This is a genomic window from Hyphobacterium marinum (genome assembly GCF_036330325.1).
GTDB classification, from domain to species: domain Bacteria; phylum Pseudomonadota; class Alphaproteobacteria; order Caulobacterales; family Maricaulaceae; genus Hyphobacterium; species Hyphobacterium marinum.
The window spans coordinates 349,621-370,658 of record NZ_JAZDRO010000001.1 but is presented as its reverse complement, the minus strand read 5'-3'; the positions used below and the strand labels follow the sequence as shown (position 1 = coordinate 370,658).

Genomic DNA, 21,038 nt, shown 5'->3' with positions numbered 1-21,038 from the left:
CGTCCATGCCCCGGAAGAAAAACCCTGCCCCCTTCACCACCGAGGAAGCCGCCGACCTGTTTGCCCGGCTGGCCCAGGACCGGCCCGAGCCGAAGACCGAGCTGGATTACACCTCGCCATTTACCCTTGTCGTTGCCGTCGCGCTGTCCGCACAGGCCACCGATGTCGGGGTGAACAAGGCCACTAAAGGCCTCTTTGCCGCCGCCGACACGCCGGAAAAGATGGTCGCGCTGGGCGAGGACGCGATCCGCGATCACATCAAGACGATCGGCCTCTTCCGCAACAAGGCGAAAAATGTCTTCGCGCTCTCGCAAAAGATCATCGACGAGTATGGCGGCGAGGTCCCGGCCTCGCGCGAAGCGCTCGAAACCCTGCCCGGCGTCGGACGCAAGACCGCCAATGTCGTGATGAACGAGGCGTTCGGCGAGCCGACCATCGCGGTCGACACCCATATCTTCCGGGTTTCCAACCGCACCGGGCTCGCGCCGGGCAAGACCCCGTTCGAAGTCGAACAGAAGCTTGAGGCCATCACGCCGCCCGAATTCCTCAAAGGCGCGCACCACTGGCTGATCCTGCACGGGCGCTATGTCTGCAAGGCGAGGAAGCCCGACTGTCCCAACTGCCCCATCGCCGACCTCTGCCGCTACGAGGACAAGACTGTGGGGTAGTGTTGCTGGCTTCCTCTCCCCTTGGGGGCTGAGTGTCTCCGACGGGCTCCAGTGGAGCCTGGAAGGACACGAAGGATTGAGGTGAGGGAACTTTATCCCGCGTCATGCCCCGATTTATTCGGGGCATCTCCTTCCAGATGAGATCACCCGGATGAACCGGGTGATGACGCAAGGAGAATTGTTATCCCGGCCACCATGCCGGGACCGACAAGGGCCGAATGTCAGAAGAAAACGTCCTACTCCCGCGCGCGTTCAATGCGGATGTCGTAGTCATAGGCGTCGCGGACCGCGCCCATGAATTCGCGCATGCCGGGATAGTTGCAGCCCTGGTACCAGCGCACCGTCTTCTCGGTACCGTCGGCATAAACGCCGGTGAACTCGAAATAGGGCATGTCCGACATCTGCGGGCCGGTGCAGGCCTCGGGGTTGTTGAACGTCATGTCCTCGGGCAGGTCGCGGAAGTTCACCCGCGCTGCCGCATCGGCAATGGTATCAAAGGCCCCGGCATCGAGCCGGCCCGTCACCAGGCCCTCCTCGCGGGTGTGACGGCGATTGTCGAGGGAGTAGGAATTGTCCGCCTCGACCGTGATCGCATAGACCGGGCAAAAGCCGTAACACGGCCCCTGGTCGACAGAGAGCGATTGCAGCCCGCTGGCACCATCCGATCCGTTCGCGCCGCTGGCGCAGGCGGTCAGGGCGAAGGCGGAAATGGAAAACAGAAAGGCGCGCATGGCGATAACTCCCGGTGTCGCTGTGTCCCGGAGCGGACATTAGGCGTTTCCACATGAACGCGCCATGGCCCGATCGGTTTCGTGCCTATTTGATAAGACGCCCCAGTGCGCGGGCGTAGTTCGCGCCCAGATCCGGGCCCTGTTCGGGATAGAGATAGGGCTCGACGAGCTCGAGCTCCATGATCGCGAACCGGCCATCGCCGCGCCGCATCAGGTCGACCCGGCCATAGAGGAGATCGCCCGCGACGGCCTCCAGCGCGGCCTGCGCAGTCTCGATGGCGTCGTCCGGCGGCGTGACGGCCGCTTCGCTCGCGCCATACATGGACTGGGTGCGGTAATCCCCGGCCTTCGGCTTTTTCACCAGCGCATGGGAGAATTGCCGGTCAAAGAAGAGCAGCGTCGTTTCGCCTTCGGTCTCGGCGGCGCTGAGGAAAGGCTGGATCAGGCAGGCCGCAGGCGGCATCTCGCTGTCCGGCGGCAGCGGATCGCCCTTCGTCACACGCGCCTGACGCCAGGCGCTCGCGCCCACTTGCGGCTTGACCACGAGACGGTCGCAATCAAAACGCTCGAAGGCGCGGGCGATGGACACCGCGTCGGCACGCGCGGCCCACTCGGTCGGGACGACGGGGAGCCCGGCGTTTTCCAGATCGCGCAGATAGGTCTTGTCGGAATTCCAGATCACGGTCGCGCGCGGATTGAGCAGCGGTGCGGCGGCATCAAACCGCTCCAGCGCGGCCAGAAACGCGCCATGCTTTTCCATGTAGTCCCAGGCTGTCCCGATCACGATGCCGTCAAACGCGGCCGGATCGAAACCCGGATCGTCCCAGACCTGCTCGACCAGGGCGAAGCCGGCCTCGGCGCAGGCCGGGGCCAGCGCCTCGAGCTCCAGCCGGTGTTCAAACGCGTCCACACGCGCCTCGGGGCCCGGGTCGACCATGTTGCGCGAGGTCAGAAAGGCGATACGTTTGAGAGCCTGGGTCATGGTTGCGGGAGCTATCCCAGCCCGCTCGGCTTCGCAAGCCTTGCGAAGGCGGGCCGGCCCCGTTAAGCCTCGCGCCCAGATTTTCTCCGCCATCCTTAACGCAAACGGCCCCGTTCATGACCCAGATCCGCTTTGACGTCACCGGCGTCGGCAATGCCATTGTCGACGTGATCGCTCCCTGCAGCGAAGCCTTCCTCACCGAGAACAGGATCGAGAAGGGCGCGATGACGCTGATCGACGAGGCCCGCGCGACCGAGCTCTACGCGAAGATGGCCGACGGCAAGGAAGTCTCCGGCGGGTCGGCCGCCAACACGCTCGCCGGCGTGGCCTCGCTGGGCGGACGCGGGGCCTATATCGGCAAGGTCGCCGATGATGCGCTGGGAACGAGTTTCACGCGCGACCTCAACGCGGCCGGCGTGGATTATGCGACCGCGCCGCTGTCGGGCGGACCGGCCACGGCGCGCTGCCTGATCAATGTCACGCCCGACGCCCAGCGTTCGATGAGCACTTTCCTGGGGGCCTCGGTCATGTTCGACGAGGCCGATATTGACGCCGAGAAAATCCGCGCCGCCGAGATCACTTTCATGGAAGGCTATCTGTTCGACCGCGATGCGGCGAAGGCGGCTTTTGTCAGTGCCGCCGAGATTGCCCGGGCCGCGGATCGGCGTACCGCGCTGACCCTGTCCGACACCTTCTGCGTCGACCGCCACCGTGCATCCTTCCGCCAGCTGGTCCGTAACCATATCGATATTCTCCTCGCCAACGAGGCCGAGATCATGGCGCTTTACGAGACCGATGATTTCGAACTCGCGCTCGCCTCGGTCCGGGCCGAGACACGCCTGGCGGCGGTCACCCGTTCGGAGAAGGGCGCGGTCATCGTCTGCGGGGACGAGACCGAGGAAGTGGCCGCGAAGACGGTCGACACAGTCGTCGATACGACGGGCGCGGGTGATCTCTTTGCCGCCGGTTTCCTCCTCGGCGCGGCACGCGGCCAGAGCCTTTACGAATCCGGCCGCATGGGCGTAATCGCCGCCGCCGAAGTCATCTCCCATTATGGCGCACGGCCCGAAACCCGGCTGGAAGACCTCGTCGCCGAAGGCTGAATTTCCCTTAAAATGAACGTCGATTCAGGTGTTGACGGTGTCCTAACCGGAACGCCGGAATTGTCCATTGACCCGTTAACGAAAACTGATCGGCATTTTAACGACGTTTCAAACCCTTTGAGTCATTGTCCCACCCTAACTCGGAAAATAACCGTGTGTGGTGGGATATGAAATTCTTGGCAGACCTGATCGCGGCGAAGACCGCGCGCCGGACCGGCGCGCTTCGCCCGGCTGACCGGATGGAGGGCTGATCAATGGCACCCCTCCGTAACGCCGTAGCCCGTTGCATGCGCTCGCTGGTGATGAAATTCACCATCATGGCGGGCCTGTTGATCGCGGCCTCTATCGCCCTTCTGATCACGCTGGAAAATCATGCCTCACGCCAGGACCTCGAAGAGCGTCTGGTCGAGCGCGCCGGCATGCTCGGTCATATTCTTGCGCTCAATGTCGCCGATGACATTACCGAGGCAGACACCCAGTCCATGGGACGCCGCGTCGCCCGCATGGTTGAACGCCCCGACATCTCTGAAGCCTTCATCACCGATGTGCGCCGCCAGGTTGTCGTCTCGTCTGCGGAGGAGCCCGACTATCACGCCGCGAATGCTGCTGACCCGCTCGTCGTCATGTCGCTGGGAGCCGGTGAAGCCCGCCTCGAACGCCGCGGCGAGGAAATCCACGTCGCCACGCCGGTCTTCAGCGCTGCTGGACGCCTGGTTGGCGCGGTCTATGTAATCTCGCCGCTCGACGAGCTGCGCACCGCGACCGCGGCCATGATGCGCCGTCACTTCCTGATTTCACTGTTCGCGCTCGGGATTATCCTGCCGATCACCGCGCTGATCGTGGGCCGCGCGCTGGGACCGATCCGTCAGCTCACCGAAGCGGCCCGCCAGGCCTCGACGAAGTCGCTCGACATGCGCATCGAGGTGAAGACGGGCGACGAACTCGAAGTGCTCGCCAACGCCTTCAACCGCATGCTCGGCCGGATCGACGCCAATCTGAAGCGGATCCACCGCCTCGCCTATGTCGACATGGTCACCGAACTGCCCAACCGCGAGCGCTTCCGCAAGGAAGTCGAGCGCACCGCACGCAAGGCGGTGGAGGACAACGCCTCCGGGGCCGTGCTCTTCCTCGATCTCGACCGCTTCAAGCGCGTCAACGACTCGCTGGGCATCGGCGAGGGCGACCGCCTGCTCGAAATGACGGCCCGTCGTCTGCGCGAAACCGCACGCGGTGCCGATCTCGCCAATGGTCCGGGCGGTGAGCCCTCCATGGTCGCGCGCCTGGGCGGAGACGAATTCACCCTGCTCTTGCCGAATGTGGAAACCGCAGCCGATGCGGCGCGCATCGCCCAGCAGGTGATCGCGACGATCTGCCGGCCGTTTGACATGTCCGGTCACCAGGTCTTCCTGGGCGCGTCAGTGGGGATCGCCATGTTCCCGCAGGACGGGGCCGATCCGGAAACGCTTCTGCGTCACGCCGACCTGGCTATGGCCCATGCCAAGCGGTCAGGCGGCAATGCGGCTCAATTCTTCGAACAGTCGATGAACCAGTCCGCCTTCGAGCGCCTGGTGCTGGAAAACGAGCTGCGCGAAGCCGTTCGCGACGACCAGCTCGTCGTCTTCTACCAACCGAAAGTGCGCATGGAGGATGGCGTTGTGGAAGGGGCCGAGGCGCTGGTGCGCTGGAACCACCCGACCGCCGGCCTGCTCTCGCCAGGGGCCTTCATTGCCGCCGCCGAGGAATCCGGCCTGATCGTCGAGATCGGGGACTGGGTGATGCGCGCGGCCTGCCGCCAGGCCGCCGACTGGGCCCGCAACGGTCTGGCCGTGCCGATGGCGGTCAATGTCTCGGCCATGCAGTTCGAGCGCGAGAGCTTCGCCGACTCGGTGCTGGAAATCCTCGCCGAAACCGGGCTCGATCCGCGCCTTCTGGAGATTGAGCTCACCGAATCCATCGCGATGAAGGATCCCGAGCGCGTGATCGAACAGGTCCAGCCGCTGCGTGATCGCGGCGTCAGCTTCGCGATCGACGATTTTGGCACCGGGCACTCCTCGCTCTCCTACCTGACGCGCATGCCGTTCGACGTGTTCAAGATCGATCAGAGCTTTGTGCGCGGCGTCGCCGAGGACCATCACGCCCGCATCGTGGTCGAGACCATTCTCGCCATGGCCAAGGCGCTGAAGCTGAAAACCGTCGCCGAAGGCGTGGAAACCGCCGAGCAGCTCGAAATCCTGCGGGCCGAAGGCGCGACGCTCGCCCAGGGTTATCTCTTCTCGCGGCCGACGCCGGCTGACGAATTCGAGGCGTTCGCCCGCAACGGCAATTCGCGCGAAATCGCCGCTTCGGCCCGCCTCGCCTCCTGATCTGGCTCACGGACTGACTTGAACCGGCGGCCCAAGCGGTCCACATGACAGGTCTCACCCGCGACGCTTGCCGGAGGCCTGACCTGTCATGACACGAAACTCCGACAATGCGCCCGGCTGGCGCGGCACGACCATTCTCGGTGTCCGGAAAGGGGGCCGGTTCGTCCTCGCCGGTGACGGCCAGGTCTCGGTCGGCCCCACCGTGATGAAGGCCAATGCCAAGAAGGTCCGCCGCCTCTCCGGCGGCAAGGTCGTCGCCGGTTTTGCCGGTGCGACGGCAGACGCTTTCGCCCTCTTTGAGCGCCTTGAAGCCAAGCTCGACAGCCATTCCGGGCAACTGGCCCGCGCCTGCGTCGAACTCGCCAAGGACTGGCGCACCGACAAGGCTTTTCGCCGCCTCGATGCCATGCTGATCGTAGGTGACAAGGACGCGACCTATCTCATCACCGGGGCCGGTGATGTGCTCGAACCCGAGGACGGGCTGGTTGCGGTCGGTTCGGGCGGCAATTACGCCCTCTCGGCCGCCCGGGCCCTGGCCGATTACGAAGACGATCCGGAAAAAATCGCCCGCAAGGCCATGCAAATCGCGGCCGATATCTGCATCTACACCAATGACAACCTCACCATCGAGGTACTGGAGGGGTAGTCGCGCTTTTCCCGGCGCGCACCCTCGTCTAGCCTTTGGATCAAGATGCGCTGTGATCCACTCCATCAGCCCTTTCATCGTCATGATCAGGCGCGCCTGATCGTCTTTGTGCGCGGTGATTACCGCGAGCGCGCCATTGAAGGCCAGTCGCGCTTTCGCCCTGGCGATTTCATCATCCGCCCGGCCCTGTTTGCCCATGACGGCTTCGGCTCGCCCGATGCGGCCTACCGCACGCTGCCCGTCAGCCGCGCCGCCTGGACCCGGGTTCACGCCGATCATGGCTGGTCGGTTCGCACAGGCCGCCTGCCGGCCGAACTGATCACCGATCCGGAAGCGCTCATGCACACGGGCGATGTTGTCCTGAGCGACTGCCCGACGAAGGCCGTCGAGCCGGCCGGTGACCGGACCCGGCTCGACCGGATCGCCCGCGCCCTGGTGCAGCCGTCGGCCACCCCGACCGGCGAACTCGCAGAAGAGGAAGGCTTGCGGCCCTGGCAACTGACTCGCCGCTTTCTCGACCGCTATGGTCTGACCCCGACACGTTTCCGCCAGCAGGCGCGGCTGCAGACAGCGCTGAAACTCATGGCTGAAACCAGCCTGTCCCTCGCCGCAATTGCCGCCGATGCCGGTTTTGCCGACCAGAGCCACTTCTGCCGGTCCTTGCGCACGGCGACCGGCCAGTCTCCGTCAGACACAAGGCGGGCGCTCCTGGTGGCCTGAACGCCTGCAACAACGTTCAAGACCGGTCCCGCCGCCCCGCTAGGCTCGGCCCGGTCCTTGCGTCATTGGAGTTCCGTCATGACCCTGCGCTATTCGTCCGCCATAGCCCTTCTTGCAGCCCCTATCCTTTTGATCGCCACGCCCCCGGCACTGGCATTGGATACGGCCTGCCCGGCCGAACCGGCCGCTGCCCCCGCGACGGAACTGACAACCACGCTCGACACTGTGCTGGCCGATGCCGCCGCGGACGAATTCAACGGCCAGTTGGCCATCTGGCAGGATGGGGTCTGGCTCTATTCCGGCAGCGTCGGTTTCGCCGACCGCGAACGGACACGCCCGATCTCTGGTGAAACGCTGTTCGAGCTTGCCTCGACGGCGAAATATCTCACGGCGATCATGGTCCTCCAGGCCGTCGACGCAGGCCGGATCGCCGTGACCGATACGGTTTCTCCCTATCTCGACGGCAGCGCCATTGCCGAACGCGGAACGACGATCGAGGAATTGCTCTCACACCGCTCCGCACTAGGCGCGAGCTATGCCGCCGAAGCCGTCTATTCCAACGAAGCCGCCCTCGCCGCCATCGATGCCGAGGACTACGACCCGGCGCGGCGCGGCGATTTCCGCTATTCCAATGACGGCTACAATATACTCGGCCTGCTGCTCGAGCGCCTGCACGGGCGGCCTTACGAAGCGCTGGCTTATCGCGACATCATTGATCCGGCTTGTCTTGACCACACAGGATTCTGGTCCGAGCCGGGGATTGGCGATCCGGCGCGCCTCGCACAGCCCGCCGAAGGCTATCCGGAAAGCCTTGTCGGCCGGAATTACGGTATGATCGGTGCCTCGGGCTATCTCGCCAGCGCGGCCGATCTTGTCCGTCTGCAGGCGGCCCTCCTTGATGACCGCCTCCTCTCCGATGCCTCGCGCGCCGAACTCTTCGCACCGCGCATCGTTATCAGCCTTGGCGCGGCGAGCTATGGCGGCTTCCTCGTCGATGACCCGCACCTGGGGCGGTTTCACAGCGCGCGGGGCAGCAATGACTGGGGGACTAACGCCTATCTCAACACCTATTTCGAGTGCGGTATCATTCTCGCGGTGACGACATCGAGCGGCCGCACCGGACCGGACAACCGGCTCTACCGCGACGTCATCACCGATGCCGTCACACCGCTTCTTGAACCCTACTGCCCGGCGGAGGAGTAGGAAGCCCGGGCCCGGCACGCTCGTGACAGACGGATCTCTGCCCCACTGCAGCCCGTTTGCATCCACTCTGGTGTTGACGGGCATCAAGGGGCCCACAAGCGGGGTGGAATCGCCGGCCTGCAGTTTCCTAGTCGCCGGAACCGGTCCATGTCATCGCAAACACCGTCACCAGGCCGCACGCGTGCCGGGCTTGAACTCTTCGTCTTTGTCGGCTTCGCCATCGGTTCGAAACTCATCGCCGATCAGATCATCTGGAAGTTCGCCGGCCCCATCACGCTCATCCTCACCCTCGTCCTGTTGACGATTTACATGTATGCGCGCGGCGAGCGGTGGTCGGGCATGGGGTTGCGGGCCCTGCCGGGCTGGAAGGCGAAACTCCTCGTCCTGCCGCAAACTCTGTTGGCCATTGTCGGCATACTGGGCGTTGGTGTCGGGGTGGGTTTTGCCGGAGACGCTGCGGGATTCTGGTCCATGGCCGAGGAACCTGCCGGAGTCACCGACCGCTTCGGCGGCATCGAAGGCAATCTGTCCGTCTACCTGACCTGGATGCTCGTGATCTGGACGAGCGCCGCCTTCGGCGAGGAAATGTTCTTCCGCGGCTTTCTGATCACCCGTTTCGGCGCGGTGTTCCGCAGCCTGCCTATAAACCCGGTGCTAGCCGTCATCGCGGCCGCGCTGATCTTCGGATACGGGCATTTCTACTATCAGGGCCTGCGCGGGCTCGTCGTCGTCACCTCAATCGGGATTGTGCTCGGGACCTTGTTCGTCCTCTACAAACGCAATCTGTGGCCGCTCATCCTTGCCCACGGCCTCGTCGACACGCTCGGCATGACCGCGCGCTATCTCGACCTCGATGTGTGAGGGGGCTTTCGGTCAAGCCGCCGGAATTGCCTTCCTCTCCCCCTTGGGGGAGAGGATTGAGGTGAGGGGGTCGGGCCGGATCGTGCTCGACCTTGAACCAACCCCTCACCCTGACCCTCTCCCCTTATGCAAGGGGAGAGGGAAGACCAGCCTAAGCCGTCCCGACCCGCAAGCGGCCTACGCTTGCCGCAGACGCCGGAGCGAACCGCCGGCGAGGACCGACGGGCGTGGTGGTAGACGATCTTCAAAACGGTGAGAGACTCTCACCCGGTCGCGAAAATCTGGGCTTCGTCGCGGAAGCTCTTGAATTCGAGCGCGTTTCCGGCCGGGTCGAGGACAAAGAACGTGCCCTGCTCACCCGCTTCGCCCTTGAAACGGACATAAGGCTCGATGAGGAAGAGCGCGCCGGCGGTTTTCAGCCGGTCGGCGAGGCTTTCCCAGACAGGCCAGTCGAGCAGAAGCCCGAAATGGCGCACCGGCACTTTCTGGCCATCGACCGTGTTCGCCGTCGCTCCGCCGCATTCCTCCGGCGCGTAATGGGCGACGATCTGGTGGCCATAAAGGTCGAAATCGATCCACTCGCCTTTCGCCTCGCGCCCTTGCGGACAGCCCAGGAGTTCGCCGTAGAAATGGCGGGCGGCTTCAAGGTCATTGACCGGGAAGGCGAGGTGGAAGCGCGGCTGGACTGTCATAGGACGCCTTTCAAAGACTGGCCTTCCCCCCTTTTGACGCCTACATGGGGCGAGAGGCAAGCCGATCCTTTATCCCAGAGAGCGTTCATGTCCGACTTTTCCCCCCGCGAGATTGTTTCCGAGCTCGACCGCCACATTATCGGCCAGAGCGACGCCAAGCGCGCCGTCGCCATCGCGCTTCGCAATCGCTGGCGGCGCCGCCAGCTCGAAGATGATCTGCGCGAGGAAGTCACGCCGAAGAACATTCTGATGATCGGACCGACGGGTGTGGGCAAGACCGAGATTTCCCGGCGTCTGGCGAAACTCGCCGGTGCGCCCTTCCTGAAGGTCGAGGCGACGAAATTCACCGAGGTCGGCTATGTCGGCCGCGATGTTGATCAGATCGCCCGCGATCTCGTCGAGGTCGCCATCGCCATTGTGCGCGACAAGAAGCGCGAGGATGTCCGCGCCCGCGCCCATTCGGCGGCTGAGGAACGCGTCCTGACCGCGCTCGTCGGTGCCGGCGCGCAGGGCTCAACGAAGGATTCCTTCCGCAAGAAGCTTCGTGCGGGTGAGCTCGACGACAAGGAAATCGAGATCGAGCTCTCTGACAGCGCCTCGCCCTTCCAGTCGCTGGATATCCCGGGCATGCCCGGCGGGGCCGGCGTGCTCAATCTTTCCGACCTGCTCGGCAAGGGGTTTGGCGGCAAGAAGAAGACGGTGCGCACGACCGTGCGCGAAGCCTATGAGCCGCTGATTGCCGAGGAAGCCGACAAGATGATCGACGAGAGCGCGATCAATGCCGAGGCGATTTCGCTCGCTGAAAATGACGGCATCGTCTTCCTCGACGAGGTCGACAAGATCACCGCCCGCTCCGACACGCGCGGGGCCGATGTCAGCCGCGAGGGCGTGCAGCGCGACCTCCTGCCGCTGATCGAGGGCACGACGGTCACGACTAAGCATGGTCCGGTGAAAACCGACCACATCCTTTTCATCGCCTCGGGGGCCTTCCACGTCGCCAAGCCGAGCGACATGCTGCCCGAACTGCAGGGCCGCCTGCCGATCCGGGTCGAGCTGCGCGCCCTGACCAAGGAGGATTTCAAGCGCATCCTCACCGAGCCGCAGGCGAGCCTGGTGCGCCAGTACGTCGCCCTGATGGCTACCGAAGGCGTCACGCTCGACATCACCGACGATGCGGTCGACGCGATTGCCGGGGCGGCCTTCGAGGTCAATTCCAGCGTGGAAAATATTGGCGCGCGGCGGCTCCAGACCATTATGGAGAAACTGGTCGAGGAGATTTCCTTCACGGCCTCGGACAAGTCCGGCGAGACGATCACGATCGATTCGGCCTATGTCGCTGAACACATCGGCGATCTGGCGAAAAACACCGATCTGTCGAAATTTATTCTCTAGGGAATCGCAGCGTCACGTAAAACGCGCCCGTCCCGCCATGGCGGGCATGGGCCGGGGCATAGCCCGACACGAGATGCCTCAGATCGCCCTCTGCAAGCCAATCGGGGAAGGCCCGCCGGATCGCACCGGGCTCGGCCTCGCCCTCGCCGCGGACCCGGGAAGACAAGCGCAATCCCTTGCCGGTTATAACCAGCACGGTCCTTAGACCCCTGGCTTTACCTGAATGCAGGAAGCGCCCCAGCGCGGCGCGGGCTTCAATCAGCCGCATGCCATGTAGATCAATCCGCGCCTCGATCTCGACCCGGCCCCGGCGCAGCCGGCGCTCATTCGACCGGTCGGCCGGGGGCGGTTTGGGTTTTGAACGCGCTGGCGGGCTTAAAGGCGCGGGCTTTGGTGTGGCCGCGACCGGGGTTTTCCCCCGCGCCTTGTCCGGGACGGGCCGTGTCTTGTCTGCGTTCAGCGCAGCAAGACGCGACGGGTCGAGCGGTTTGGCCGTCCGCGCCACCTTGCGCCACAGCGCGCGCTCTTCCGGTTTCAGCTCTCGCGGCGGCTTCATGCCGGCGGCGCGGTCAGGCGCTCGGCGATCTCGACGGGAAGCAACACCGTCCAGCTGGCCTGCGCCCGCGTCGATCCGGCGCGGCGTTCGGCCGTATCGCCCCAGCCATAAAACAAATCCGCGCGCAGCGGCCCCGTGATCGCCCCGCCGGTGTCCTGCGTCACCACCAGCCCCGCCCACGTTGGTGCGTCGGGCAGGGAGGCCTGCAACCAGACCGGCACACCAAACGGATGAAACGCCGGGTCCGCCGCGATCGAGGCCATCGGCGTCAGCGATATGCCCGCCGCGCCGCGCGGCCCCAGCGACGGATCGTCCAGCGGCTCGATCGCGAAAAAGGCATAGCGCGGGTTTTCATTGAACAATGCCCGGGCGGTGGCGGGGCCGGCCTCTTCCAGCCAGGCCTCGATTCCGTCCTTCGACGCGTCGGAGAGATCCATCTCGCCCCGGTCGATCAGCACGCGGCCGATCGAGGTGTAGGGCAGGCCATTATGCGCCGCGAAGGCCGCGCGCGCCGTCGCGCCATCATCCCACACGAGACGCCCCGAGCCCTGGATCTGCAGGAAGAAAACGTCGATGGGCCGTCCCCAGGCGAGTGGTGTGCCAGCGTCCTGCGCCTCGATCTCGCCGCGCGAGCGGTAAGGGATGAAGGCCCGGCCTTCTGCCCGTCCGACAATTCGCTGACCGGCGAGGCGTTCGTCGAACGCGCCGAGATCGGCGGTCAGGAGGTCGTCCGGACGCGCCCGAAGGGGCTGCGAAAATTCGGAATCGGGTTCGCGTCTGACGTCGACTTCCGGCTCGTAATACCCGGTGATCATCCCGCTGACCGCATCCGGGGCCGAAATCGCCACCGGCCGGAAGGCGGCCTCGAAAGCCTCTCGCGCCGCGGCCGCGCTGCCGGCATCCAGCGCCGAGAGCGCGCAGGCCCGCCGCCATTCACCGGCGGTTCCGGCGTAGTCGACACGCGGGCTTAAAGGGGTGTCATCACTAAGCGCGGCAAGCCGGGCGCAGCTGCGCCGGAAGGCACCCAGCGCGGGGCGGGGATCAGCCTCGGCCCAGCCTGGCAGCGCATCAAAACCGACCGCCTCGAACAGAAGGCCGGTCTCGACGGTTTCGGCTGGTTGTGGTGTCTCGTCCGGTATCTCCGGCGGGGTTTCGCGCGGACCGCAGGCGGCTAGCAGGGCCGCCAGGACAAGGGGGCTAGACCGCCTTGACGCCCGCCAGACGCCAGTTCGGATCGCGGCTGTCAGCTTGACGTTCAAAGCTCCAGATCTCCTCGACTTCGGCGATGCGCGACAGGTCACCGGATATGCGCTCACCGGATTTCGATTTGGTTTCCGTCGCGATGTCGGCCTTGAAGCGGACGCGAATGCGGGCCGTCTTGCCGTCGAGCTCGGCGTCCTCGATCCCGGCGCGGGCAATGCGTTCGATCTCGGTCGTCGTGGTTTCCCCGCGCGCCTCGCGCTCGTCGATGGCCGCGGCATAGCGGGCATAGACCTTTTCGGTCAGGAGCGGGCGCAGGGCATCCTTGTCGCCCTTGGCAAAACCTTCGACGATCAGCCGGTAAGCGGCATCAGCCCCGGAGAGGAAACCGCCGGGATCAAATCCGGGATCCTGTCCGGCAATGGCGGTCAGGCCGCTTTCGGCCGGGCCGGCGAACCCGCTGACGCGGTCAGCCGGCGTATCGGTGCCCGCTGCGGGCGGGGACGGACGCGCGGCCGGTGCCTCGGGCGTATGACCGGTCTTGCGCCCCAGCACCTGGTACAGGCGGAAGGCGATGAAGACGGCGGCCGCCGCGGATATGAGCAGGGTGATGACTTCCATCGACGCGTTTCAAAAACCTGTTGTCCGCTCCTGGGGGAGACTTGCCTTGGCAATATATAGGACGTCACGGGCCGCGCGTCAGCCTTCATATCAGGCGCGCTTGCCCTTGCGCCGGGCGCATGTTACCGCCCCGGCTTCCTTTTCCCGGCGGCTTGTCCTTCTTATGTGACGGGACCGGACCCGCCATCGCCCGACGTCAATTCCCAGAGAGGATTACCCATGGCTGACACACCCGCCGGCTCCGGTGCCGCCAACCCCGCCAACCCGCCCCAGATGCGCGTCCTGACCCAGTATGTGAAGGATCTCTCGTTCGAAAACCCCGGTGCCCCGGAATCTTTGCGCGGCGGCGAGGCCCCGCAGATCGATCTCGGCATTGATGTCGCGGGCCGTTCGGCGGGCGGTGACGCCTACGAGGTGATGATCAAGATCAACGCCAACGCCAAGCGCGGCGAGGACACGCTGTTCATCGTCGAGCTGGAATATGCCGGCCTCTTCGAACTGCGCAATTTCGACGACCGGTCGCGCGAGCCGATGCTGCTGATCGAATGTCCGCGCCTGCTCTTCCCCTTCGCCCAGCGCGTGCTCGCCGATGCGACCCGCGATGGCGGCTTCATGCCGCTGATGCTGCAACCGGTCGATTTCGCCGGCCTGTACCGTCAGCAGGTCGAGAAGCGCGCTCAAGGACAAGCACAGGCCCCGGCCGCCGGAGCCGAAGACGCGCCGAAGCCCAACTAGGGCTTAAAGCCCGCCGGTCCGTTTCCAGACCGAATCCCCGCCGCCCAGTGTCGCGACAAAGTCGGCATGGGCGGCGCGTTCGGCGTCCGTGGACAGGCTGGTCAGGGGGACGGGCCGCGCCCGGCGCGGCGGGAACACCGTCCCGGACCCGGCCGATGCAGCATCCCCGGCCAGGTCCAGCGCCCGCTCGCGTCCGCCATTGAGTTCCAGATAGACATCGGCCAGCAGGACCGCGTCGGTCAGCGCGCCGTGTTTTTCCCGTGAATCCAGGGAAATGTTGAACCGTTTGCACAACGCGTCGAGCGAGGCCGGCGAGCCGGGGAATTTCTTGCGCGCGATCGCGACGGTATCGCGGAAGCGGTCATCGGCAATGACCGGGTGTTCGAGCCGGGCCAGCTCCATATTGATGAAGCCGCGATCAAAGGGCGCATTGTGGGCCACCAGGCCTGCATCGCCGACGAAATCGAGAAATTTCTGGGCGATTTCGGCGAAGAGCGGCTTGTCGGCGAGGAACTCTGCCGTCAGCCCGGTGATCTCGGTCACGACCTGGGGAACGTCGCGCTCCGGATTGACATAGGTGTGGAATGTCCGGCCCGTCGGGATGCAATCGACCACTTCCACACAACCGATTTCAGTAACCCGGTCCCCGGCGGATGGGTCGAGGCCCGTGGTTTCGGTATCGAAGACAATCTCGCGCATCTGGGGTCAGGTTTTGGGCCGGTTTGCCCCGGCTTTCAACGCCGCAATGACATCGCCAACCTGGCGGCGCGCATCCGCGATACCGGCCGAGCTGTCGATGATGAAATCGGCGCGGGCCCGTTTCTCCGAATCCGGTGTCTGGCGGGCCAGAATTGCCTCGAATTTCTCCCGGGTCATGCCCGGACGGGCCAGCACCCGGTCCGCCTGTATGTCAGCGGGGGCCGACACCACGACAATGACATCATAGGCGTCCTGCTGACCGGTTTCGAACAGGAGCGGAATGTCGAGGACGCACAGCGCCGCACCTGCGGCCTCGGCAGCCTCGAGAAACGCTGCGCGTGCGGCACCGACCAGCGGATGAACAATGGCTTCGAGGTCCGCAAAACCTCCCGGATCGGACTTGAGCGCCTCGCTCAGTGACGCCCGGTCGATCCCGCCTCCTCTAAGTACACCTGGAAACCGCGCCGAGACCGGTTCGACGGCCGCACCACCCGGTGCGTAGAGGTCGTGGACCGCGGCATCGGCATCGAAAACCGGCACACCCGCTTCGGCGAACAGGCGCGCCGTCGTCGACTTGCCCATGCCGATCGATCCGGTCAGTCCCACCGTAATCATGCCGCCAGTGCCTTTCGCAGCAGGGCTTCGGCATCCACATCGGACGGCGCGCGGCGCCCGAACAGGGCCTCGAAAGACGGTCTTGCCTGGCCGATCAGCATGGCGATCCCGTCAAGCGTTTGCAGACCGGCCGCGCGCGCACCGGACAGAAACTGCCCCAGGCCTTCGCCATAATTGATGTCGATCACGTGCGGGTGGCCCGCGAGAGACCGCCAGTCGATCAACCGGTCGTCGCCGTCATGCGCACGCGCCGTGTTGATGATCACACCGGCTTCCCGCGCGGCACCTTGCCGGTCTGACCAATCGGCGAGGATTGCGCCCGGTGCCAGCTCGGCCTTGAGGGCGCTGGCTCGCTCCGCTGTCCGGTTGGTCAGCCGGATTTCGGCAATTTTCGCCCGGTCGAGCGCATGCAGGATCGCCCGGGCCGCACCGCCGGCTCCGAGCACCAGGACCGGACCCCGGTTCAGGGCAAATCCGGCTTCGCGGCAGGCAGCAAGAAACCCCAGCGCGTCGGTATTGTCGGCATGAAGGACGCCATCGCGCACGACGAGGAGGTTGGCCGCGCCGATCGCCTGCGCCGGCGGACTGGCCGAGTGGGCCACCGCCAGGGCGACCTCCTTGAGCGGCGCGGTGACATTCAGCCCCCGTATCCCCAGTGTCGGCAGGGCGGCGAAGGCCTCATGGGCCCGGTTGGGATGCACTTCGAACGCGGTATAGACGGCGTCGACACTTGTGGCGGCCAGCCAGGCATTCATCAGCATCGGTGACAGGGAATGATGGACAGGCCAGCCGGCGACACCGGCAAGAGCGGTGCGCGCAGTGATTGTCACGAGGCCAACACCCCTTCCTCGCGCAGCATGGCCAGGACCGGCAGAAGCGGCAGGCCGAGAATGGCAAAATAATCGCCCTTGATCTCTTCGAACAGCTGCGCGCCAAGCCCTTCATAGGCATAGCTGCCGACACTGGCGGTCAGCTCGTCTCCGGCCTGGTCGAGATAGGATTCCAGGAAGGCATCGGAGAACGCCCGGACGGTCAGGAGACTGGTTTCCGAATGGGTCCAGACCGTCTGTCCATCGCGCAGTGCGGCGAGCCCGCCGTGGAGCCCGTGTGTCTTCCCGCGCAAGTCTGCCAGCCTGTTTCGGGCGTCGGCGCGGTTCTCGGCCTTGTCATACATCACCCCGTCAAGCGAGAGGATCTGGTCGGCCCCGAGTACCAGCGCGCCGGGATGGTTGGCTGAAACCGCCTTTGCCTTGGCCTCGGCCAGGATCAGGGCGAGCTCGTCCGGTCCGGTGCCGGCATGGCGCGCCTTGATCGCGGCCTCATCAACCCGGGAGACCGCAACGGTAAAATCCACGCCCGCATTGCGCAGAAGGCTCTGCCGGATCTGGCTGCCCGAGGCGAGAATGAACGGGTGTGCGCTCATGCCTGCCGCCGCTTGTTCAACAGGTTGATGATTTTTGCCGAGGTTTCCTCGATCGAGCGCCGGGAGACGTCGATCACCGGCCAGCCATGCTTGGCGAAGAGTCGTTTCGCCTCGACGATTTCATCGCGCACGCGCTGGTCGTCGATATAATCGGTATCGCGTTCCTCGTTGAGCGATAGCAACCGGTTGCGCCGGATCTGGACGATGCGTTCGGGCTGGGCGGTCAGGCCGACAATGAGTGGTTTCTTCAGGCTCGCGAGATTGGGCGGCAGGCTGGCCCCCCGGACCAGCGGTATGTTCGCCGCTTTCACGCCGCGGTGGGCGAGATAGATGCAGGTCGGCGTCTTTGATGTCCGGCTGACGCCCAGGAGCACGACATCGGCCCCTTCCAGATTGCTGCCCTGGCCGTCGTCATGGACGATGGCATAGTTCAGGGCCTCGATCCGGGCATAATATTCCGCGTCGAGATCGTGCTGCGCGCCGGCCCGGCTCGACATGGGCAGGTTGAGAAACCCCGACAGGGTGGCAAGGATCGGGTCGAGAATGGCAATCGCCGGAACGCCGAGATCCGCGCATCGGTTTTCCAGCGCCCGGCGCAGCTCGGAATTGACCAGCGTGTACATCACCAGGCCCGGTGCCGCATCAATCTCCTTGAGCGCCATCTCCATCTGCCGCGGAGAGCGGACCAGCGCATAAAGGTGCTCGACCGGTTCCACGCCCTCGAACTGGGCGACCGAGGCTCGCATGACATCCATCAGCGTTTCGCCGGTTGAATCCGAGACCAGGTGAACATGGAAGCGGACCGGGGCGGCGGGTTTCTGGACGTTATCGGGCATGGAGGATCCGGACTGGCGGGACGTGGAAAAGGTTTATGAAGTGTTAACAACACCCGTCCTTACCCCCAGGCAGGCCGGTTGTGGCGGAGTCTACCAGCCTTTCGCGGAAAGATTCGAGCCTTTTCACCGGCCGGCTCCACAGGGCCTTCTGGTTGTGGACAGCGGTACAGTCATCACCGTCGTCCACATCGAGGCAATCCTGTTACCGGGTTTTTCACCAGCAGCCAGGCCGCTGAAGTACCGGCGCAGAGCGTCAACTGGCTTTTATCCCCAAGAACAGACCAGTCTGTGGATAACGGTTTTTCACAGCATGTGACGTGATCGGGTTAGCGGGCAAAACCGTATCTGTTCACACTGTCCACGCCACCAACGACTCCTACCAATCCCTAAAAGGGATATTGAAAGGGAACAAAAGGGCCGCATTGCCTGTGGGAAGAAGTCCGCTTAAGGAGCGAGCCAACATGGTTCATGACAAACCCCTCCTCGCTGTCCTGAAGGGCGAGCGACGCGATCCGCCTCCGGCCTGGATGATGCGCCAGGCCGGGCGTTATCTCCCCGAATACCGGAAAGTGCGGGCCACCGCGCCCGACTTCATTGCCTTTTGCCTGGATCCGGAGAAGGCTGCCGAAGTCACACTGCAACCGATCCGACGCTTCGGCTTTGATGGCGCGATCGTCTTTGCCGACATCCTGCTCATCCCCATGACACTCGGCCGCCGGGTCTGGTTTGAAAAGGGCGAAGGTCCGAAACTCGATCCGCTGGCGATGTCGGATGTCGATAGTCTGACCATCGGCGACGCCGAAACCCGGCTCGGTCCGGTCGGCGAGACGCTGTCCCGCGTTCGCGCCGCTTTGCCGCACGAGACCACGCTCATCGGATTTGCCGGCGCGCCGTGGACGGTGGCGACTTACATGATCGAGGGTGGCGGTTCGAAAGACCGCCTGCAGTCCCGCGCCGCGGCTTGGCGCGAACCGGAGCGGTTTGACCGGCTTTTAGACCTGCTGGCCACCGCGACCGCGCGTTATCTGGTCATGCAGGCGAGATCCGGGGCCGATGCGCTAAAAATCTTCGATTCCTGGGCTGAAGGCCTGCCCGAACCGCTGTTCGAACGCGTCGTCATCGCTCCGACAAAGGCGATCGTTGACCAGGTACGCGCTGCGGGCGTGACCGTGCCGATCATCGGTTTCCCGAAAGGCGCAGGGACGCACTATGCCCGCTATGCCGCCGAGACCGGGATTGATGCGATTGCGCTTGACCACGGTCTTGATCCGGTCTGGGCCGATGCGGCACTGCCCCAAGGCATGCCCGTCCAGGGCCAGCTTGACCCGTCAGCCCTGTTCGCAGGCGGAGAAGCGCTCGATAGCGAAATCGCCCGTATCCTGGCGGCCTGGAAAAACCGGCCACACATCTTCAATCTCGGTCACGGGATCTCACCCGATGTACCGGTTGCCCATGTCGAGCGCCTTCTGGAATGCGTGCGCGGAAAGGCCGGAGCGTGAGCCGCAAGATTGCGGTCGTCCTGTTCAATCTCGGCGGACCAGACGGTCAGGCCGATGTGAAACCCTTCCTGCGCTATCTTTTCCGCGACCCGGCCATCATTGGTGCGCCCGGGCCGATCCGTGAATTTCTGGCCTGGCTGATCTCAACCCGCCGTGAGAGGGAAGCCCAGGCCAATTATGCCCTGATGGGCGGGGGCTCGCCGCTTCTGACCGAAACGCGGTCGCAGGCCGACGCGCTGACCAAACGGCTCAATCAAAGTGGCGACAGCGAGTTTCGGGTCTTCATTGCCATGCGCTACTGGCACCCCTTTGTCGAGGAGGCGGTCCGGGAGGTGGCGACGTGGGGCCCTGACGAGACCGTGCTTCTTCCGCTCTATCCGCAGTTTTCCACGACGACGACCGGCTCGTCGCTGAAAGCCTGGAAAGATGCGGGCGGCGGAGCGGCACGCACCGTCTGCTGTTATCCGGAAAACGAGGACTTTATCTCGGCCCATGCCGCGCTCATCGCACAAAGCTGGGAAAAAGCAGGCCGGCCCGAGAATACCCGCCTGCTCTTTTCCGCCCATGGCCTGCCCGAGCGCGTCATTGCCGCGGGCGACCCCTACCAGTTCCAGGTCGAACGCACGGCCGCGGCCATCGCCGACCGATTACCACAACTGACCGATTGGCAGATTTGCTACCAGTCCCGTGTCGGTCCGCTCACATGGATCGGCCCGGCAACCGAAGACAGCATCCGTGAGGCAGCCGAGGTCGACCGGCACATCCTGCTTGTCCCCATCGCGTTCGTGTCCGAGCACATCGAAACACTGGTCGAGCTCGACATCGAATATCGCGAGCTCGCCAAGGACACCCGGCCCGGCGTCGGATATACGCGTGTACCGGCACTGGGTGTGGCGGATGGCTATGTCACCGCGCTTTCCGGTCTGGTATCAGGGGCGCTTGAAGGGCCTGCCGGGATGAAACCGCCAAACGGACAGCGTCTGTGCCCGGCGGACCGGTCGCAATGCCCCTGCGCCGGGATGGAGACGCGCTGATGATCGATTTTCTGCTGCCAGGCAGCACCGTCTATCTGGTGATCAAGGCGCTGCACATCATCTCAGTGATCTTCTGGATGGCGGGCATGCTCTATCTGCCGCGTCTTTTCGTCTATCACCACGGGGCGGCGCGCGGCGGCGAGCTCGAGGCCGCGCTTTTGAAACAGGAGCGCAATCTCCTGAAGATCATCATCAATCCGGCGATGATCGCGGTCTGGGTGCTGGCCCTCCTGATGATCGCGGCGAACATGTCGCTGTGGACGGCGGGCTGGCTGCACGTGAAGCTGGTTCTCGTCATCCTGCTGTCGGCTGTGCACGGGCTTTATGCCTCCGCCGCGAAGAAATTCGCCGCCGGCGAACGCCCCCGGACCGAGAAATTCTGGCGGATCGTCAACGAGATCCCGGCCCTGATGGTGATCGCCATCGTATTGCTGGCCGTACTCAAACCCTTCTGACGAG

The 21,038-nt window shown here is 64.6% G+C and carries 23 protein-coding genes; 12 read left to right on the top strand and 11 right to left on the bottom strand.

Going from position 1 to position 21,038, the window contains the following annotated elements; genetic code table 11:
• Window positions 1-5: 5 nt before the first annotated feature.
• Window positions 6-668, top strand: a complete 663-nt coding sequence (gene nth, locus V0U35_RS01785; protein WP_330194931.1) for an endonuclease III — start codon at window positions 6-8, stop codon at window positions 666-668.
• Window positions 669-904: 236 nt separating this feature from the next.
• Here nth and V0U35_RS01780 read toward each other — a convergent pair whose 3' ends face one another.
• On the bottom strand, window positions 905-1,399 hold the full coding sequence (locus V0U35_RS01780; protein WP_330194930.1) for a DUF6438 domain-containing protein: 495 nt from the start codon (window positions 1,397-1,399) through the stop codon (window positions 905-907).
• An 85-nt stretch (window positions 1,400-1,484) separates the two neighbouring features.
• Window positions 1,485-2,381 (bottom strand): ATP-grasp domain-containing protein, encoded by an 897-nt coding sequence (locus tag V0U35_RS01775; RefSeq protein ID WP_330194929.1) that lies wholly within the window; start codon window positions 2,379-2,381, stop codon window positions 1,485-1,487.
• Window positions 2,382-2,497: 116 nt separating this feature from the next.
• Here V0U35_RS01775 and V0U35_RS01770 point away from each other — a divergent pair, with 116 nt between their 5' ends.
• The 6 genes from V0U35_RS01770 (at window position 2,498) to V0U35_RS01745 (ending at window position 9,277) form a co-directional block, all read left to right on the top strand.
• Window positions 2,498-3,484 (top strand): adenosine kinase, encoded by a 987-nt coding sequence (locus V0U35_RS01770; RefSeq protein ID WP_330194928.1) that lies wholly within the window; start codon window positions 2,498-2,500, stop codon window positions 3,482-3,484.
• A gap of 254 nt (window positions 3,485-3,738) precedes the next feature.
• On the top strand, window positions 3,739-5,847 hold the full coding sequence (locus V0U35_RS01765; RefSeq protein ID WP_330194927.1) for a putative bifunctional diguanylate cyclase/phosphodiesterase: 2,109 nt from the start codon (window positions 3,739-3,741) through the stop codon (window positions 5,845-5,847).
• 88 nt (window positions 5,848-5,935) lie between these two features.
• Window positions 5,936-6,493 carry an ATP-dependent protease subunit HslV gene (hslV, locus tag V0U35_RS01760; RefSeq protein WP_330194926.1) on the top strand — a complete coding sequence of 186 codons (558 nt, stop codon included), beginning with the start codon at window positions 5,936-5,938 and terminating at the stop codon, window positions 6,491-6,493.
• 45 nt (window positions 6,494-6,538) lie between these two features.
• On the top strand, window positions 6,539-7,213 hold the full coding sequence (locus V0U35_RS01755) for a helix-turn-helix domain-containing protein (RefSeq protein ID WP_330194925.1): 675 nt from the start codon (window positions 6,539-6,541) through the stop codon (window positions 7,211-7,213).
• 78 nt (window positions 7,214-7,291) lie between these two features.
• Window positions 7,292-8,416: a serine hydrolase domain-containing protein gene (locus V0U35_RS01750; RefSeq protein WP_330194924.1), complete on the top strand. Its 1,125-nt coding sequence runs from the start codon at window positions 7,292-7,294 to the stop codon at window positions 8,414-8,416.
• 147 nt (window positions 8,417-8,563) lie between these two features.
• A complete protein-coding gene (locus V0U35_RS01745) occupies window positions 8,564-9,277 on the top strand; it encodes a CPBP family intramembrane glutamic endopeptidase (RefSeq protein ID WP_330194923.1) in 714 nt (237 codons plus the stop codon).
• Between the two features lie 263 nt (window positions 9,278-9,540).
• Here the strand turns inward: V0U35_RS01745 and V0U35_RS01740 are convergent, their stop codons facing one another.
• Window positions 9,541-9,969 (bottom strand): VOC family protein, encoded by a 429-nt coding sequence (locus V0U35_RS01740; protein ID WP_330194922.1) that lies wholly within the window; start codon window positions 9,967-9,969, stop codon window positions 9,541-9,543.
• 87 nt (window positions 9,970-10,056) lie between these two features.
• Between V0U35_RS01740 and hslU the strand changes: the two genes are divergently transcribed.
• Entirely contained in the window at window positions 10,057-11,361 is a 1,305-nt protein-coding gene (hslU, locus tag V0U35_RS01735; protein WP_330194921.1) for an ATP-dependent protease ATPase subunit HslU, read from the top strand.
• Here hslU and V0U35_RS01730 read toward each other — a convergent pair.
• The 3 genes from V0U35_RS01730 to V0U35_RS01720 are packed head-to-tail and all read right to left on the bottom strand — an operon-like array spanning window position 11,351 to window position 13,738.
• The gene (locus V0U35_RS01730) at window positions 11,351-11,917 is read right to left on the bottom strand and encodes a Smr/MutS family protein (RefSeq protein WP_330194920.1); all 567 of its coding nucleotides are present in this window, start codon (window positions 11,915-11,917) and stop codon (window positions 11,351-11,353) included. The genes hslU and V0U35_RS01730 overlap by 11 nt on opposite strands.
• Complete coding sequence (mltA, locus tag V0U35_RS01725) at window positions 11,914-13,176, bottom strand: murein transglycosylase A (protein ID WP_330194919.1); 1,263 nt, start codon at window positions 13,174-13,176, stop codon at window positions 11,914-11,916. Before mltA ends, V0U35_RS01730 begins: the two co-directional genes overlap by 4 nt.
• Entirely contained in the window at window positions 13,115-13,738 is a 624-nt protein-coding gene (locus V0U35_RS01720; RefSeq protein ID WP_330194918.1) for a Tim44/TimA family putative adaptor protein, read from the bottom strand. Before V0U35_RS01720 ends, mltA begins: the two co-directional genes overlap by 62 nt.
• A gap of 219 nt (window positions 13,739-13,957) precedes the next feature.
• Between V0U35_RS01720 and secB the strand changes: the two genes are divergently transcribed.
• On the top strand, window positions 13,958-14,473 hold the full coding sequence (gene secB, locus V0U35_RS01715; protein ID WP_330194917.1) for a protein-export chaperone SecB: 516 nt from the start codon (window positions 13,958-13,960) through the stop codon (window positions 14,471-14,473).
• A 3-nt stretch (window positions 14,474-14,476) separates the two neighbouring features.
• Here the strand turns inward: secB and dnaQ are convergent, their stop codons facing one another.
• Genes dnaQ through V0U35_RS01690 form a run of 5 tightly spaced genes read right to left on the bottom strand, consistent with a single transcriptional unit; the run spans window position 14,477 to window position 18,046 of the window.
• Complete coding sequence (gene dnaQ / locus V0U35_RS01710; protein ID WP_330194916.1) at window positions 14,477-15,172, bottom strand: DNA polymerase III subunit epsilon; 696 nt, start codon at window positions 15,170-15,172, stop codon at window positions 14,477-14,479.
• A gap of 6 nt (window positions 15,173-15,178) precedes the next feature.
• On the bottom strand, window positions 15,179-15,787 hold the full coding sequence (gene coaE, locus V0U35_RS01705) for a dephospho-CoA kinase (RefSeq protein ID WP_330194915.1): 609 nt from the start codon (window positions 15,785-15,787) through the stop codon (window positions 15,179-15,181).
• On the bottom strand, window positions 15,784-16,617 hold the full coding sequence (locus V0U35_RS01700) for a shikimate dehydrogenase family protein (protein ID WP_330194914.1): 834 nt from the start codon (window positions 16,615-16,617) through the stop codon (window positions 15,784-15,786). The genes coaE and V0U35_RS01700 overlap by 4 nt, the downstream gene beginning before the upstream one ends.
• Complete coding sequence (locus V0U35_RS01695) at window positions 16,614-17,210, bottom strand: Maf family protein (RefSeq protein WP_330194913.1); 597 nt, start codon at window positions 17,208-17,210, stop codon at window positions 16,614-16,616. The genes V0U35_RS01700 and V0U35_RS01695 overlap by 4 nt, the downstream gene beginning before the upstream one ends.
• Window positions 17,207-18,046, bottom strand: a complete 840-nt coding sequence (locus V0U35_RS01690) for a pyruvate, water dikinase regulatory protein (protein WP_330194912.1) — start codon at window positions 18,044-18,046, stop codon at window positions 17,207-17,209. Before V0U35_RS01690 ends, V0U35_RS01695 begins: the two co-directional genes overlap by 4 nt.
• Before the next feature lie 461 nt (window positions 18,047-18,507).
• On the opposite strand from V0U35_RS01690, the gene hemE reads away from it, so the two are divergent.
• The 3 genes from hemE to hemJ are packed head-to-tail and all read left to right on the top strand — an operon-like array spanning window position 18,508 to window position 21,034.
• The gene (gene hemE / locus V0U35_RS01685) at window positions 18,508-19,545 is read left to right on the top strand and encodes a uroporphyrinogen decarboxylase (RefSeq protein WP_330194911.1); all 1,038 of its coding nucleotides are present in this window, start codon (window positions 18,508-18,510) and stop codon (window positions 19,543-19,545) included.
• Window positions 19,542-20,579 carry a ferrochelatase gene (gene hemH, locus V0U35_RS01680; RefSeq protein ID WP_330194910.1) on the top strand — a complete coding sequence of 346 codons (1,038 nt, stop codon included), beginning with the start codon at window positions 19,542-19,544 and terminating at the stop codon, window positions 20,577-20,579. The genes hemE and hemH overlap by 4 nt, the downstream gene beginning before the upstream one ends.
• Window positions 20,579-21,034: a protoporphyrinogen oxidase HemJ gene (gene hemJ, locus V0U35_RS01675; protein ID WP_330194909.1), complete on the top strand. Its 456-nt coding sequence runs from the start codon at window positions 20,579-20,581 to the stop codon at window positions 21,032-21,034. Before hemH ends, hemJ begins: the two co-directional genes overlap by 1 nt.
• Window positions 21,035-21,038 lie beyond the last annotated feature (4 nt).